Source organism: Mesorhizobium sp. M0870 (assembly GCF_040319775.1).
Classification (GTDB): Bacteria; Pseudomonadota; Alphaproteobacteria; order Rhizobiales; family Rhizobiaceae; genus Mesorhizobium.
In genome coordinates this window covers 153,997-166,293 of sequence record NZ_JAMYOI010000006.1, presented here as the reverse complement: position 1 = coordinate 166,293, position 12,297 = coordinate 153,997, and the positions used below count along the sequence as shown (strand labels likewise).

At 64.4% G+C, this 12,297-nt stretch carries 13 protein-coding genes; 5 read left to right on the top strand and 8 right to left on the bottom strand.

Annotated elements, in window-relative coordinates; all coding sequences use genetic code 11:
• Window positions 1-56 precede the first annotated feature (56 nt).
• Both NKH97_RS09950 and NKH97_RS09945 read right to left on the bottom strand, forming a co-directional pair.
• Window positions 57-1,094: a zinc-binding dehydrogenase gene (locus tag NKH97_RS09950; protein ID WP_023810112.1), complete on the bottom strand. Its 1,038-nt coding sequence runs from the start codon at window positions 1,092-1,094 to the stop codon at window positions 57-59.
• 52 nt (window positions 1,095-1,146) lie between these two features.
• Window positions 1,147-2,388 carry an acyl-CoA dehydrogenase family protein gene (locus NKH97_RS09945; RefSeq protein WP_023810113.1) on the bottom strand — a complete coding sequence of 414 codons (1,242 nt, stop codon included), beginning with the start codon at window positions 2,386-2,388 and terminating at the stop codon, window positions 1,147-1,149.
• Window positions 2,389-2,503: 115 nt separating this feature from the next.
• Here NKH97_RS09945 and NKH97_RS09940 point away from each other — a divergent pair, with 115 nt between their 5' ends.
• From NKH97_RS09940 to NKH97_RS09920, 5 genes are all read left to right on the top strand, one after another.
• Window positions 2,504-3,319, top strand: a complete 816-nt coding sequence (locus NKH97_RS09940) for an SDR family oxidoreductase (RefSeq protein ID WP_352440909.1) — start codon at window positions 2,504-2,506, stop codon at window positions 3,317-3,319.
• Between the two features lie 39 nt (window positions 3,320-3,358).
• Window positions 3,359-3,844, top strand: a complete 486-nt coding sequence (locus NKH97_RS09935; RefSeq protein WP_023810115.1) for a MaoC family dehydratase — start codon at window positions 3,359-3,361, stop codon at window positions 3,842-3,844.
• Window positions 3,841-4,872: a phosphotransferase family protein gene (locus NKH97_RS09930; protein ID WP_352440908.1), complete on the top strand. Its 1,032-nt coding sequence runs from the start codon at window positions 3,841-3,843 to the stop codon at window positions 4,870-4,872. The genes NKH97_RS09935 and NKH97_RS09930 overlap by 4 nt, the downstream gene beginning before the upstream one ends.
• A 163-nt stretch (window positions 4,873-5,035) precedes the next feature.
• Entirely contained in the window at window positions 5,036-5,674 is a 639-nt protein-coding gene (locus NKH97_RS09925) for a TetR/AcrR family transcriptional regulator (RefSeq protein WP_023810117.1), read from the top strand.
• Between the two features lie 173 nt (window positions 5,675-5,847).
• A complete protein-coding gene (locus NKH97_RS09920; RefSeq protein ID WP_352440907.1) occupies window positions 5,848-6,096 on the top strand; it encodes a DUF680 domain-containing protein in 249 nt (82 codons plus the stop codon).
• Between the two features lie 50 nt (window positions 6,097-6,146).
• Here the strand turns inward: NKH97_RS09920 and NKH97_RS09915 are convergent, their stop codons facing one another.
• From NKH97_RS09915 to NKH97_RS09890, 6 genes are all read right to left on the bottom strand, one after another.
• Window positions 6,147-7,196 carry a Gfo/Idh/MocA family protein gene (locus tag NKH97_RS09915; protein ID WP_352796399.1) on the bottom strand — a complete coding sequence of 350 codons (1,050 nt, stop codon included), beginning with the start codon at window positions 7,194-7,196 and terminating at the stop codon, window positions 6,147-6,149.
• A gap of 64 nt (window positions 7,197-7,260) precedes the next feature.
• Window positions 7,261-8,046 (bottom strand): ThuA domain-containing protein, encoded by a 786-nt coding sequence (locus NKH97_RS09910; protein WP_023810120.1) that lies wholly within the window; start codon window positions 8,044-8,046, stop codon window positions 7,261-7,263.
• Window positions 8,047-8,122: 76 nt separating this feature from the next.
• Window positions 8,123-8,353, bottom strand: a complete 231-nt coding sequence (locus NKH97_RS09905) for a hypothetical protein (protein ID WP_023810121.1) — start codon at window positions 8,351-8,353, stop codon at window positions 8,123-8,125.
• Window positions 8,354-8,412: 59 nt separating this feature from the next.
• A complete protein-coding gene (locus NKH97_RS09900) occupies window positions 8,413-8,997 on the bottom strand; it encodes a sarcosine oxidase subunit gamma (RefSeq protein ID WP_352440905.1) in 585 nt (194 codons plus the stop codon).
• The gene (locus NKH97_RS09895) at window positions 8,990-11,983 is read right to left on the bottom strand and encodes a sarcosine oxidase subunit alpha (protein ID WP_352774436.1); all 2,994 of its coding nucleotides are present in this window, start codon (window positions 11,981-11,983) and stop codon (window positions 8,990-8,992) included. The genes NKH97_RS09900 and NKH97_RS09895 overlap by 8 nt, the downstream gene beginning before the upstream one ends.
• Window positions 11,980-12,291 (bottom strand): sarcosine oxidase subunit delta, encoded by a 312-nt coding sequence (locus NKH97_RS09890; protein WP_023810124.1) that lies wholly within the window; start codon window positions 12,289-12,291, stop codon window positions 11,980-11,982. Before NKH97_RS09890 ends, NKH97_RS09895 begins: the two co-directional genes overlap by 4 nt.
• Between the last annotated feature and the right edge of the window lie 6 nt (window positions 12,292-12,297).

Below are 12,297 nucleotides of genomic sequence, written 5' to 3'. Positions count from 1 at the left end.
CCGCAAAGCCCTCCGAGGCCCCTCCCGTCCAAGCTGCTCGAATCTTTCGAATTGGCCTAAGGCCGGATGAACACCTTGCCGTTCGGCTTGGCCAGTTCCGCTGGCACCCGCGCCATCGCCTCGGCAAGCGGCACCACCGCCGTCACGTCGGTCGACCAGCGCCCATCGGAAAAACGCTTCTGCGCTTCCAGGATCGCCGGGCCGCGGCGATCGCGGAACTGGCGCATCCACTCGCTCAGCCAAAACCCTTCGATATGCTTGTGCTGGAAGATCAGTTGGCCGGGCTCGCGGATAACAGTGTGTTCGGGATCGAGCCGCCCATAGATGATCCAGCGCGAACGCTTCGGCATGACGTCGAAGATGGCGGAAGCCAGCGGCCCGGTCACCGCGTCAAGGAAGATGCGCGGCTGTTCGGCCTTCATCACCTCGCGCAGCGCTGCCTTGAAATCCGGCGCCTTTTCGTTGAGGACGTGCGCCGCGCCGAGCGCTTTCAGCGCCGCGATCTGGTCGTCGCGGCGCACGGTGACGATCGGCCGGAAGCCCTCTCCGCTGGCCAGGCCAATGATCAGCTTGCAGAGCTGGCTGGCGCCGGCGGTCATGACGAAGGCCTTCTCGCCTTCCTCCTTGACGACGTCGAACATGGCGAGCGCGGTGAGCGGGTTGACGATCATCGCCGCCCCATCCTCGTCGCGGACCGTGTCGAGCAGCGGAATGCATGCAGCAGCTTCAGCGACGGCATAGTCGGCCCACGAGCCCCAGTTGGTGACGCCGGTGGCAAAGGCGACGCGCTTGCCGATCAGGCTTTGGGGATAGGTCTCGTCGCCGCTGGCGACGACGATGCCGACGCCCTCGAAGCCGGCCGGCTGTCCCTTGGCGCGCGGCTGGCCGTACTGGCCCTTGACGAAGGCGATGTCGGAGGGGTTGATCGAGGCGAGGCTGACCTTGATCAGCACCTGCGTCGGTCCGGGTGTCGGCACCGCGATGTTGCCCGGCTCGAGATACGGCTCCATCGCCTCCAGCACACTGCCGCTCGGCGTCCTGGTGTAGCCGTCGCCGACCAGCAGCAGCGCCTTCATTTCGGAGGGGACGGCCATTGGAACACTCCGTGCTTGGACTGTCGGCATCGCCAGATGACGATGCCGGCGCTCAGACCTTTTCTTGCGTGTATTTCTTCAGCTCGGTGCGCGCCACCTGACGGCGATGCACGGCGTCCGGCCCGTCGGCAAGGCGCAAGGTCCGCAGATGCGTCCACGACCGCGCCAGCGGCGTGTCCTGGCTGATGCCTTGCGCGCCGAACATCTGCACCGCCTCGTCGGTGACCTTGAGCGCGACGCGGGGTGCCACCACCTTGATCTGGCTGATCCAGGGGGCTGCGGCGCGGGCGTCGCCCTGGTCGATCATCCACGCCGCCTTGAGGCAGAGCAGCCGGGCCATCTCGATCTCCATGCGGCATTCGGCGATGATGTCGAAATTGGCGCCGAGCTTTGCCAGCTTCTGGCCGAAGGCCTCGCGGCGCAAGGAACGCTGGCACAGCATCTCGAGCGCCATCTCGGCCTGGCCGATGGCGCGCATGCAATGGTGGATGCGGCCGGGACCGAGCCGCCCTTGCGCGATCTCGAACCCCCTGCCCTCGCCGAGGATCAGGTTCGATGTCGGTACCCGCACATTGTCGAAGCGAAGATGCATGTGGCCGTGCGGCGCGTCGTCATCGCCATAAACCTGCATGGCCCGGACCTTGGTCACACCCCTTGTGCCTGATGGCACCAGGATCATCGAATGACGGCGGTGCTGCGGCTCGTCATCGCCGCCGGTCCTGACCATGACGATGTAGATGGCGCAGCGCGGATCGCCGGCGCCCGAAGCCCACCATTTCTCGCCGTTGAGCACGTAGTCGTCGCCCTGGCGTTCGCAGCGCATGGCAATGTTGGTGGCATCGGACGACGCGACATCCGGCTCGGTCATCAGATAGGCCGAGCGGATCTTGCCCTCGATCAGCGGTTCCAGCCATTCTTTCTTGTGGTCGGCCGAGCCGTACCGTTCCAGCACCTCCATATTGCCGGTGTCGGGCGCCGAACAGTTGAAGGTCTCGGCGCCAAGATGCGCCTTGCCCATCTCCTCGGCCAGATAGGCATATTCGACGGTGGAAAGGCCGTAGCCGCGTTCCGAGCCGGTCAGCCAGAAATTCCACAGGCCGCGCTCCCTTGCGGTTTTCTTCAGCCCTTCGAGGATCTCGCTCTGGCGCGCACTGTAGACCCAGCGGTTGCCTGCCTTGCCCACCTCGCTCAGGAATTCCCTGTCGAGCGGCATGATCTCGTCGCGAACCATGGCCGCGACGCGCGCGTGGATCGGCTTCAGCCGCTCGGTCATGCCGAGATTCATCTCCGTCATCGGTCGCTAACCCTTCATGCATGCCAGGCATTTTGTCAGTGGCAAGGATGACCGTACTTCGGATAGCCTTGTCAACGCGAACTGTTTGCCCGCATGCCGAGCGCGGAGGATTGTGATGAGCTATCTGGACGAGCTGTTTTCGGTGGCCGGCAAGACCGCGCTGGTGACGGGTGCCGCGACCGGCATCGGTCGCATGGCGGCGACCGCGCTGGTGCAGGCCGGCGCCAGCGTGATGATCGCGTCGCGCAAGGGCGAGGATTGCATCCAGGTCGCCGAAGAGTTGAACGAGCTTGGTGCACCGGGCCGGGCCGAGGGCTTCGCCGGGGACGTTTCTAGCGAAGCCGGCATCGCTGCACTCGTCGCCGCGGTCAAGGCGCGGACCGGGAAACTGCATATTCTGGTCAACAATGCCGGCGTCTCCTGGGGTGCACCGTTGGAAAGCTTCCCCTACCATGCCTGGGCCAAGGTGTTCGGCGTCAACGTCACCGCGGTCTTCCATCTGACCCGCGAATTGCTGCCGCTGCTCGACGCTGCCGCCAGCGACGCCGATCCGGCCAGGGTGATCAATCTCGGTTCGGTGATGGGCACGCAGCCGCTGGCCGACGACGCCTATTCCTACACGGCCTCGAAGGCTGCGGTTCACCATCTGACGCGTACACTGGCGCTGGAGTTCGCCGCCCGCCGCATCACCGTCAACGCCTTTGCTCCCGGCCCTTTCCAGAGCCGGATGACCGCTTTCTTCACCGGCAGCGAGGAACAGGCCAAACATGTCGGCGGCCATGTTCCGATCGGCCGTATCGGCGCACCGGATGACATTGCCGGTGCAACGCTCTATTTGTGCAGCCGTGCAGGCAGCTATGTCACCGGCGCCATCCTGCCGATCGACGGCGGACAGTCGGTGCAGCATGGGCTGACCTTGTTCAAGGAATGACATTTTCCGGCCACAGAAGCCGGGGGTGAACTGGAGGACATGAGCGTGGAACCGATCAGTCTCGATGTGCTTCTGGCCAGTGTCGGCAAGGAGGTTGGCGTGTCGCCGTGGCGGGCGGTCACGCAACGCATGATCGATCAGTTCGCCGACGCCACCGACGACCACCAGTTCATCCACTGCGATCCGGAGCGGGCCATGCGCGAAACGCCGTTCGGCGGCACCATCGCGCACGGCTTCCTGTCGCTGTCGCTGTTGTCGGCGATGACTTTCGAGACCATGCCGCCGCTGGAAAACGGCAAGATGGGCGTCAACCACGGCTTCGATTCGCTGCGCTTCCTGGCGCCGGTGAAAACCGGCGCGCGCATCCGCACGCGGTTCGTGCTGGCCGACGTCAAGGTCAGGCCGTCGGGCTGGGTGCAGACCGCGCATGACGTGACGATCGAGATCGAGGGTTCGAAGAAGCCGGCACTGACCGCGCGCTGGCTGACGCTGACCTTGATCGAACGCCAGCCCGAGACGGCATGAGTGATCCCGTTCTCGACCAGGCAGCGCTTGCGCCTTACCTCGAGGCGAACATACCGGGCTTTTCCGGGCTTGCTGCAGTCGAGAAGTTCAAATCCGGCCAATCGAACCCGACCTACCTTTTGACGGCGGCAAGCGGCCGTTATGTGCTGCGCGCCAAGCCGCCGGGGCAATTGCTGAAATCGGCGCATCAGGTCGACCGCGAATTCAGGGTGATGAGCGCGCTTGCCGGCACCGCCGTGCCTGTGCCTGCCATGCTGCATCTGTCGGCGGAAGACTCGCCCATCGGCCGTATGTTCTACGTGATGGATTTCCTGGACGGCCGCATTTTCTGGGATCCGGCCCTGCCGGAGGCAGGCGACAACGAAGAACGCGCCGCCATCTACGATGCCATGAACGAAACCCTCGCGGCGCTGCACGAAATCGATGTCGGGACAGTGGGGCTCGGCGATTTCGGGCGGCCGGGCAATTATTTCGAGCGCCAGCTGGCGCGCTGGACGAGCCAGTACCATGCCTCGGAAACCGGCACCGTCGCCGACATGGACCGGCTGATTGCCTGGTTGGAAACGCATATGCCCGCCGATGACGGCCGGATCTCGCTGGTGCATGGCGACTACCGGCTGGACAATCTGATCTTCGCGCCGGACCGGCCAAAGGTGCTGGCGGTGCTCGATTGGGAATTGTCGACATCAGGCCACCCCTTCGCCGATATCGCCTATCAGTGCATGCAATGGCGGCTGCCGCACGCGTCGGGTTTTCGCGGCCTGGGCGGCATCAACCGCGCGGCGCTCGGGCTGCCCTCCGAAACGGACTACGTCGCCGCCTACTGCCGGCGGCGCGGGCTCACCGGTATCGGCAACTGGACGTTCTTCCTGGCCTTTTCCTTCTTCCGGCTGGCCGCGATCTGCCAAGGCGTCTACAAGCGGGCGCTGGACGGCAACGCCTCCAATCCGGAAAAAGCCCGGACCTATGGCGAGGCGGTGAAGCTGCTTTCGCGTCTTGCCGCGAAGCTGATCGACAAGGAGGCGTGATGGGCCGCTTTGACGGAGCAAAGGTGCTGATCACGGGTGCCGCCAACTTCGACAAGCGTCGGCACGATCCGAAGCATACCGCTTGGGAACCTCCCGCGCTCTTGTCCGTTTCCGTACAGCGTATATAATTTAGCAGACACCAACCAACCAAAGGCACCAGATCTTGCCGCCGAGCGTCCCGACACGCCGCGAGAAACAAAAGGCCGAACTGCGCTCCGAACTGGTCGAGGCCGCGCACAAGCTCGTCCAGGAGGAAGGCTATGAAGGCCTGACCATCCGCAAGCTGGCCAAGCGGGTCGGCTACGCCCCGATGTCGGTCTATTCCTACTTCGCCGACAAGCAGGACATCCTGTTCGCTCTGGCCGAGGATGCATTCGAGACGCTTGCCCGCCGCATCGAGGAGCATCCGTCCGACGATCCGATCGAGGCCTTGCAGGCGGTGATGACCGAATATGCCGCTTTCGGACTCGGCAATCCCAACGAATACCGCACCGTGTTCATGACCGAAAAGACCAAGCTGCCAGAAGGCTACAACGAAATGGAAGAGAGCAACCCTGCTATGAAGGTGCTGATCAGCAGGGTCGAGGCCTGCGTCGCCGCCGGCAAATTGCAGGGCGATCCGCGCGCCATCGCCACCATGCTGTGGGCGGTCGGCCACGGCACGATCTCGCTGCTCATCACCTTTCCGTTCTACCCCTTCGGCGACCCGCAGGCCTTCGTGAAGCGGATGTGCGATTTCACGCTTGCCACGCTCAGCACGCAAAACGTGCCGCCACTGACCGAGACACCGGTCAACTGCTGAACGCCGTTTCCTTTGGTTTGTGTATTCCCCTCCAGACCTGGGGGGTTTCTTGGTTAACAAAAAATTTATTGTACGCGTACGGTTTTCCTTGAACTTCGCGATCGACGGGCGTATATGTACAGTGCATCGTACATGTACGAGAGAAATTCACCCGTCGAAAACGGAGACTGACAATGAAAAAGATACTCCTCACCCTCGCCGCCGTGCTGGCACTTTCGGGCTCGGCCTTCGCCGCCAACACCACCCACCTCGTCAAGCATGCGCCGGTGGCGGCCTGCGTTGACACCAAGACCAACGTGAAGCTCGATTGCGCTTCGACCGGTTCGGTCGAGAAGAAGGGCGCCACGGAAAATACCGCTGAAGGCAGAGGTCCGCGCCTCGGCATCGACATCAATCCTTGGATCGTGCCGAGCTCGTTCTGATATTTGCAGGACATCACTTCTGGCCGGCACAAGCCGGTCAGGTGGAAACTTCAGCTGACCGAAACCGGCAGCTTCGCCGCTGAACTCTCGAAGGCCGCGTCAATCAGCTTCTGCATGTCGGCGGCACGCCGGAACGACGGATCGCCATTCCGGCCTGTATCCAGCGCATCGGCAAAGCGTCGCGCATTGCGCTTGACACTGGGCAGCGCCAGCGTTCGCCATTGCTGAAGATCGACATCGCCGCCGAGACAGGCCGACAGGTTAGATGCCTTGCCGTCGGTCTCGACCCTGATGGCGCCCTTGGTGCCGTGCAGGGCCAGCGACAAATCGTTGGCGTGGCCGGTCATGTAGCGGCTCGCCGCGATCGTGGCGAGCGCGCCGGAACTGAGCCGGGCCGTCATCGCCACGCTGTCATTGGCATCCAGCAGATAGTCGCCGATGCGCTCGCCCTCGGCCTTCGGAAACGTCACCAGATCGGCGTGGAGGCTGACGATGTCCTGATCGGCGCCATAGGTGGCGAAGTCCAGGATGTGGATGCCGACGTCGCCCAGCACGCCGGTTGAACCGTGCCGGCTGGACAAGCGCCACAGCCATTTGTCCTCGACCCGCCAGTCGCCCCATGACTGGCTGACCAGCCAGCTTTGCCGGTAGCTCGCCTCGACATGGCGCAGCTCGCCGATCTCGCCGGCCAGCACCATGCGCCGCGCTTCATGAATCGCCGGTGAGTTGCGATAGGTCAGGTTGACCATGTTGACCACCCCTGCAGCCTCGGCCGCTTCGGTCATATCAAGCGCGTCGGCGTGGTTCGGCGCCAGCGGCTTTTCGCAAAACACATGCTTTCCCTGGGCAAGCAGCGCCAGCGTCGTCGCCATATGCGCACCATCCGGCGTCGCGTTGATGGCGGCATCGAACTGACCCCAGGCGATCGCCGCCTCCAGGCTCTCGAAAGATTCGCCGATCTTGCTGACGGCGGCAAACGCTGCGGCGCGGCCGGGCATCTGGTCGACACAGGCGACGATGCTGCAGCCCGGGATCTCGGCAAACTCCTCGACATGATGCCCGGCGATACCGCCGGTGCCGAGCAGAAGAATTCGGTGCATTAGCCCCAAGCCCCAATCAACTCACGCCTTAAGCAATTCAGGCCCCGATCAGCTCAGGCCCGAATCAACTCAGGCCCTTGTCGCCGTCGGCATGCAGGCGCAGCCCCTTCTGCACGATCTTCTCCTTGGCCGCATCCGTCGGCACGTTCGGCGCGTTGGTGATGCCGGACCAGGCCGGCGCCGGGTTGTGCGCCCAATGGACGGCGTTGCGCAGCACCTGCTGCACGCCCTCATTGTGATAGATCGGATAGGTCTCGTGGCCGGGCGAGAAGTAGAAGATCCGTCCTGCACCGCGCTGGTAGGTCAGCCCGGATCGGAACACCTCACCACCCTCGTACCAGGAGACGAACACCGTCTCGAGCGGCTCCGGCACGGCGAACGGCTCGCCATACATTTCCGTCTCGCCGATCTCCAGGCACTCGCCGATGCCTTGCGCGATCGGGTGGCCGCGGTTGATCGCCCAGACGCGCTCGCGCTCGCCCGCCTCGCGCCATTTCAGCGAACAGGGCGTGCCCATCAGCCGCTTGAATATCTTCGAGTAGTGGCCGGAATGGAGCACGATCAGGCCCATCCCTTCCCAGACCCGCTTCTGCACCCGCTCGACGATATCGTCCTTGACCTCGCCATGCGCCGCGTGGCCCCACCACAAAAGCACGTCGGTGGCCGCCAGGCGCTTCTCGCTCAGGCCATGTTCGGGTTCCTGCAAGGTGGCGGTGGTCGCCTCGATGCCCTTGTCCTGGTTGAGGGCGGCGGCAATGGTGCCGTGCATCCCCAAGGGATAGAGGTCGCGCACGGCTTCATTGGTCTGCTCGTGGACGTTCTCGCCCCATACGATCGCTTTTGTCGGCATTTTCATCTCCCAAAGCGCTTTAAATAGCATGTCCAAGGGGATTGAGAAGGCCCGATGAGATCTTGCCCGATGGAAACTACGGCTTGCGCCTCTTGCGCCCGGGCACGGTCTTGGCCTTGCCTGGTTTTGCCGGAGCTCCAGGAATGGCCGTTCCAGTGATGGATATCGGATCGCTGGCCGGGAACGTGTCTTCGAGGCCTTCCTCGAGTTCGTCTTCGGCGCTCGGCGCTTCGTGCCGCTCGTGTTCGAGCGAGCGGACAGCCGATGTCTTTATGACCGGCGACTTCGGCGCGGAATTCGACGGCATCGGCATTCTCCCTCGGCGTGCGGATGCAGAACGAGCGTGCCCTGCAAAACGTTCCGAGTTCAGACCGCCGCGTCGCGCGATCCCTCGGACAGCAAAGTAAAGACATAGTCCGAGAAGGAACGCCAGCATTCGACCCGGAAGGCGTCGTTACCCGTGCGCAGCAGCACGATCTCGGTCTTGCCCAGGATGGTGCGCGACGCTGCTCCCACCGGGAAGGCGTCGAGCGACAGGTCCTGCGGGCAGCCCGCATTGATCGCCGCCGCCGCTCCGGCACCCATCACTGATATCGCGATGTTGCGATGCGAGACGCCGACCGCCGAATGCAGCGCGGATACTTTGGCGCAATCGGCGAGCGGATCGTTGTCGGCCTCATCGATGACCAGCCATTCGTCGGGGCCGAGCCACAGAGCGGTGCGCCCGCCGTTCGCGGCAGCGGTTTTCGGCTTGTTCGGCAAGGTCACGCCGAGCGCCTTTGAAAGCGCTGCGACCGAAGCCTCCGGCGCCCGTAATGAAACGCGCTCGGCCGGCGGCAGCACCTCGACCTTGACGCTGGCGGCAGTGGTGCTGCGCCCAGCCAGCGCCGGACGGCGTTCGACCGAAGGCGATGCGGCCGGAGCCGTCTTTCTTGCAGCGGCCTTAGCCATTGAGGCGCCCTCCCGTCTCGTCGAAGAACACCATGCCGGTAACCTCCACTTCGATCACCCCGTTCGGCATCGGCACATAGAGGGTCTCGCCCATCCGGTCGCGGCCGCCGGCGACCAGCGCCAGAGCGATCGAGCGGCCGCAATTTTCCGACCAGTAGCTCGAGGTGACATGGCCGATCATCTTCATCGGGATCGCCTGCTTCGGGTCCTCGACGATCTGCGCGCCCTCTTCCAGCACCACCTTGGGATCCCTGGTCTTCAGGCCGACCAATTGCTTGCGGCCCTTGGCGACCAGATCTGGCCGCGTCAGGCCGCGGATGCCGACGAAGTCCGGCTTCTTCTTGCCGACCGCCCAATCGAGGCCGGCGTCGTTCGGCGTTACCGTGCCGTCGGTGTCCTGGCCGACGATGATGTAGCCCTTTTCGGCGCGCAGCACGTGCATCGCCTCGGTGCCATAAGCAGCCGCACCATGCTTCTGGCCTTCGGCCCACAGCGCTTCCCAGACCGCCTGGCCATAGTCGGCCGGCACGTTCACCTCGAAGCCGCGCTCGCCGGTGAACGACATGCGGAACAGCCGCGTCGGCACGCCGCAGATCTTGCCTTCGCGCACCGACATGTGCGGCAGCGCCTCGTCCGACATGTCGATGCCTTCGAGCAGCGGCGCGATGATGTCGCGCGACTTGGGTCCCTGCACCGCGATAACAGCCCATTGCTCGGTGATCGAGGTCAGCCAGACATTGAGATGCGGGAACTCGGTCTGGAGATAGTCCTCCATATGGTTCATGACGCGCGGCGCGCCGCCGGTCGTCGTCGTCACGTGGAAACGGTCGGGGGCCAGCCTGCCGACGACGCCGTCATCATAGATGAACCCGTCCTCGCGCAGCATGATGCCGTAGCGGCAGCGGCCGGGCTGCAGCTTCTCCCATGGGTTGGTGTAGAGCAGTTCCATGAATTTGGCCGCGTCCGGCCCGACCACTTCGATCTTGCCCAGCGTCGAGGCATCGAACAGGCCAGCCGTCTTGCGCACGGCGACGCATTCGCGGTCGACCGCCGCGTGCATGTCCTCGCCCGCCTTGGGGAAATACCAGGCGCGCTTCCACTGGCCGACATCCTCGAACATGGCACCTTGCGCCTCGGCCCAGGGATGGATCGCGGTTCTGCGTGTCGGGTCGAACAGCGGACCTCGCGCATGGCTGACGATCGCGCCGAAGGTGACCGGCGTATAGGGCGCCCGGAACGTGGTCAGGCCGACTTCCGGGATCGGCTTGCCCAGCGTCTCGGCGGCAATCGCCAAGCCGTGCATGTTGGAGGTTTTGCCCTGGTCGGTCGCCATGCCGTTGGTGGTGAAGCGCTTGACGTGCTCGATCGAGCGCATGCCTTCGTGCACCGCCTGGCGGATGTCCTTGGCGGTGACGTCGTTCTGGAAATCGACGAAGGCCTTCACCGTCGTATCCGACCCGGCGCCGGGCGCTGCACCCAGCATGCCGCGCGACCAGCTCTCCGAGGCGTCTACCTTCGGCTTGCTGCCCTTGGCGGTTTTGGCACCCGCATCCCTGGCCGCCTTGGCGCCTGCCGCATAGGCCTCATCGACCGTCGCAGACAGCCCGTCGGTGCCGTTGCAGGCGCCGACCGAGACGCAGTCCTGCGCATAGATGCCCGGCACGAAGCGCTTGGTCTCGTCGTTGAAGGCGACCTTTCCGCGCGACTGCGAGAACAGATGCACCGACGGCGTCCAGCCGGCCGACATCAGTATCGCATCGACCGCGATGGTGCGTTCGCCGCCGCCATTCTTCGGCTGCACGGTCATCGACGAGACCCTGAGCTTGCCGCCGGCGCGGATCACCGCGCGGCCGAAATTGACCTCGATGCCGAGCGCCCTCGCCTCGTCGATCACCGGTCCGGTCGGATTGTCGCGCAGATCGACGATCGCCGCCACGTTGACGCCGGCTTTCTTCAGGTCGATCGCCGCTGCATAGGCGGAATCATTGGCGGTGTAGACGCCGACATTCCTGCCGACGGCGACGCCATAGTGGTTGAGATAGGTGCGCGCGGCACCCGCCAGCATGATGCCGGGCCGGTCATTGTCGGCAAACACCATGTGGCGCTCGATCGCACCGGAGGCCAGCACCACGCGCTTGGCCCGGACCTGCCAAAGCCGCTCGCGCGCCAGATCGTGGCCGGGGGTCCTCAGATGTTCGCTGACACGCTCGACCAGCCCGATAAAATTCTGCGCATAGTAGCCGAACGCCGTCGTGCGCGACAGCACGCGGACATTGTCCATCGCGGCGAGCTTCGCCACGGCAGCTTGCGCCCAGGCAAAACCGTCCTGGCCGTCGATCTTCGCGCCGCTCTCGAAACGCAGGCTGCCGCCGAACTCGGCCTGCTCGTCGGCGAGGATGACGCGCACGCCGGTCTCGGCCGCCGCAAGCGCTGCCGCGATGCCTGCCGCACCGCCGCCCAGCACCAGCACGTCGCAATGCGCATAGCGCGATGAATAATGGTCGGGATCCGGCTGGTCCGGGGAAACGCCAAGACCGGCCGCGGCGCGGATCTTTGGCTCATAGAGCGTCTTCCACGCCGCTTTCGGCCACATGAAGGTCTTGTAGTAGAAGCCGGCCGAAAGCAGCGGCGAGGCGATATCGCTGACCGCACCGAGGTCGAAGGACAGTGACGGCCAGCGGTTCTGCGACTGCGCATCAAGCCCATCATAGAGCTCCTGCACGGTCGCCCGCACGTTCGGCGTCTTGCGTGCCGCGTCGCGCCTGATTTCGACCAGGGCGTTCGGCTCCTCGGCGCCCGCCGACAGGATGCCGCGCGGACGGTGGTACTTGAACGAACGGCCGACGAGATGGACGCCATTGGCGAGCAGCGCCGAGGCCAGCGTGTCGCCCTCGATGCCGGCATAGGACTGGCCATCGAAGCTGAACCGCGCGGTCTTGGCTTGGCTGAAGCGGCCAGCGCAGGGAATGCGGAACGCGCCGCTCATTTGGCAACCACTTCGTTGGAGTTTTTCGGCAGCTTGGTGGGTTTGGGCTCGCCGGCCTTGTAGGTCATGACGAATTTGTCGGTGACGGTGTCGCGTACGGCATTGAAGAAGCGCGCACAGCCATGCATGTGCCGCCAGCGCTCATAAATGATGCCCTTGGGGTTGGAGCGGATGAAGAAGAACTTTTCAAAATCGTCGTCGCTCTCGCCGGCCATATTGGCCGAGCGCGCGATGTGCGCCTCGCCAGCGTTGCGGAACTCGAGTTCCGGACGCTCTTCCTCGCAATAGGGGCAGCGGATGAGAAGCATTGTCCT

Bases quoted from the DNA above. Each gene is read 5' to 3' on its own strand.
- NKH97_RS09950 (WP_023810112.1), bottom strand. From the start codon at position 1,094: ATGGCCGTCCCCTCCGAAATGAAGGCGCTGCTGCTGGTCGGCGACGGC.
- NKH97_RS09945 (WP_023810113.1), bottom strand. From the start codon at position 2,388: ATGACGGAGATGAATCTCGGCATGACCGAGCGGCTGAAGCCGATCCAC.
- NKH97_RS09940 (WP_352440909.1), top strand. From the start codon at position 2,504: ATGAGCTATCTGGACGAGCTGTTTTCGGTGGCCGGCAAGACCGCGCTG.
- NKH97_RS09935 (WP_023810115.1), top strand. From the start codon at position 3,359: ATGAGCGTGGAACCGATCAGTCTCGATGTGCTTCTGGCCAGTGTCGGC.
- NKH97_RS09930 (WP_352440908.1), top strand. From the start codon at position 3,841: ATGAGTGATCCCGTTCTCGACCAGGCAGCGCTTGCGCCTTACCTCGAG.
- NKH97_RS09920 (WP_352440907.1), top strand. From the start codon at position 5,848: ATGAAAAAGATACTCCTCACCCTCGCCGCCGTGCTGGCACTTTCGGGC.
- NKH97_RS09915 (WP_352796399.1), bottom strand. From the start codon at position 7,196: ATGCACCGAATTCTTCTGCTCGGCACCGGCGGTATCGCCGGGCATCAT.
- NKH97_RS09910 (WP_023810120.1), bottom strand. From the start codon at position 8,046: ATGCCGACAAAAGCGATCGTATGGGGCGAGAACGTCCACGAGCAGACC.
- NKH97_RS09905 (WP_023810121.1), bottom strand. From the start codon at position 8,353: ATGCCGTCGAATTCCGCGCCGAAGTCGCCGGTCATAAAGACATCGGCT.
- NKH97_RS09900 (WP_352440905.1), bottom strand. From the start codon at position 8,997: ATGGCTAAGGCCGCTGCAAGAAAGACGGCTCCGGCCGCATCGCCTTCG.
- NKH97_RS09895 (WP_352774436.1), bottom strand. From the start codon at position 11,983: ATGAGCGGCGCGTTCCGCATTCCCTGCGCTGGCCGCTTCAGCCAAGCC.
- NKH97_RS09890 (WP_023810124.1), bottom strand. From the start codon at position 12,291: ATGCTTCTCATCCGCTGCCCCTATTGCGAGGAAGAGCGTCCGGAACTC.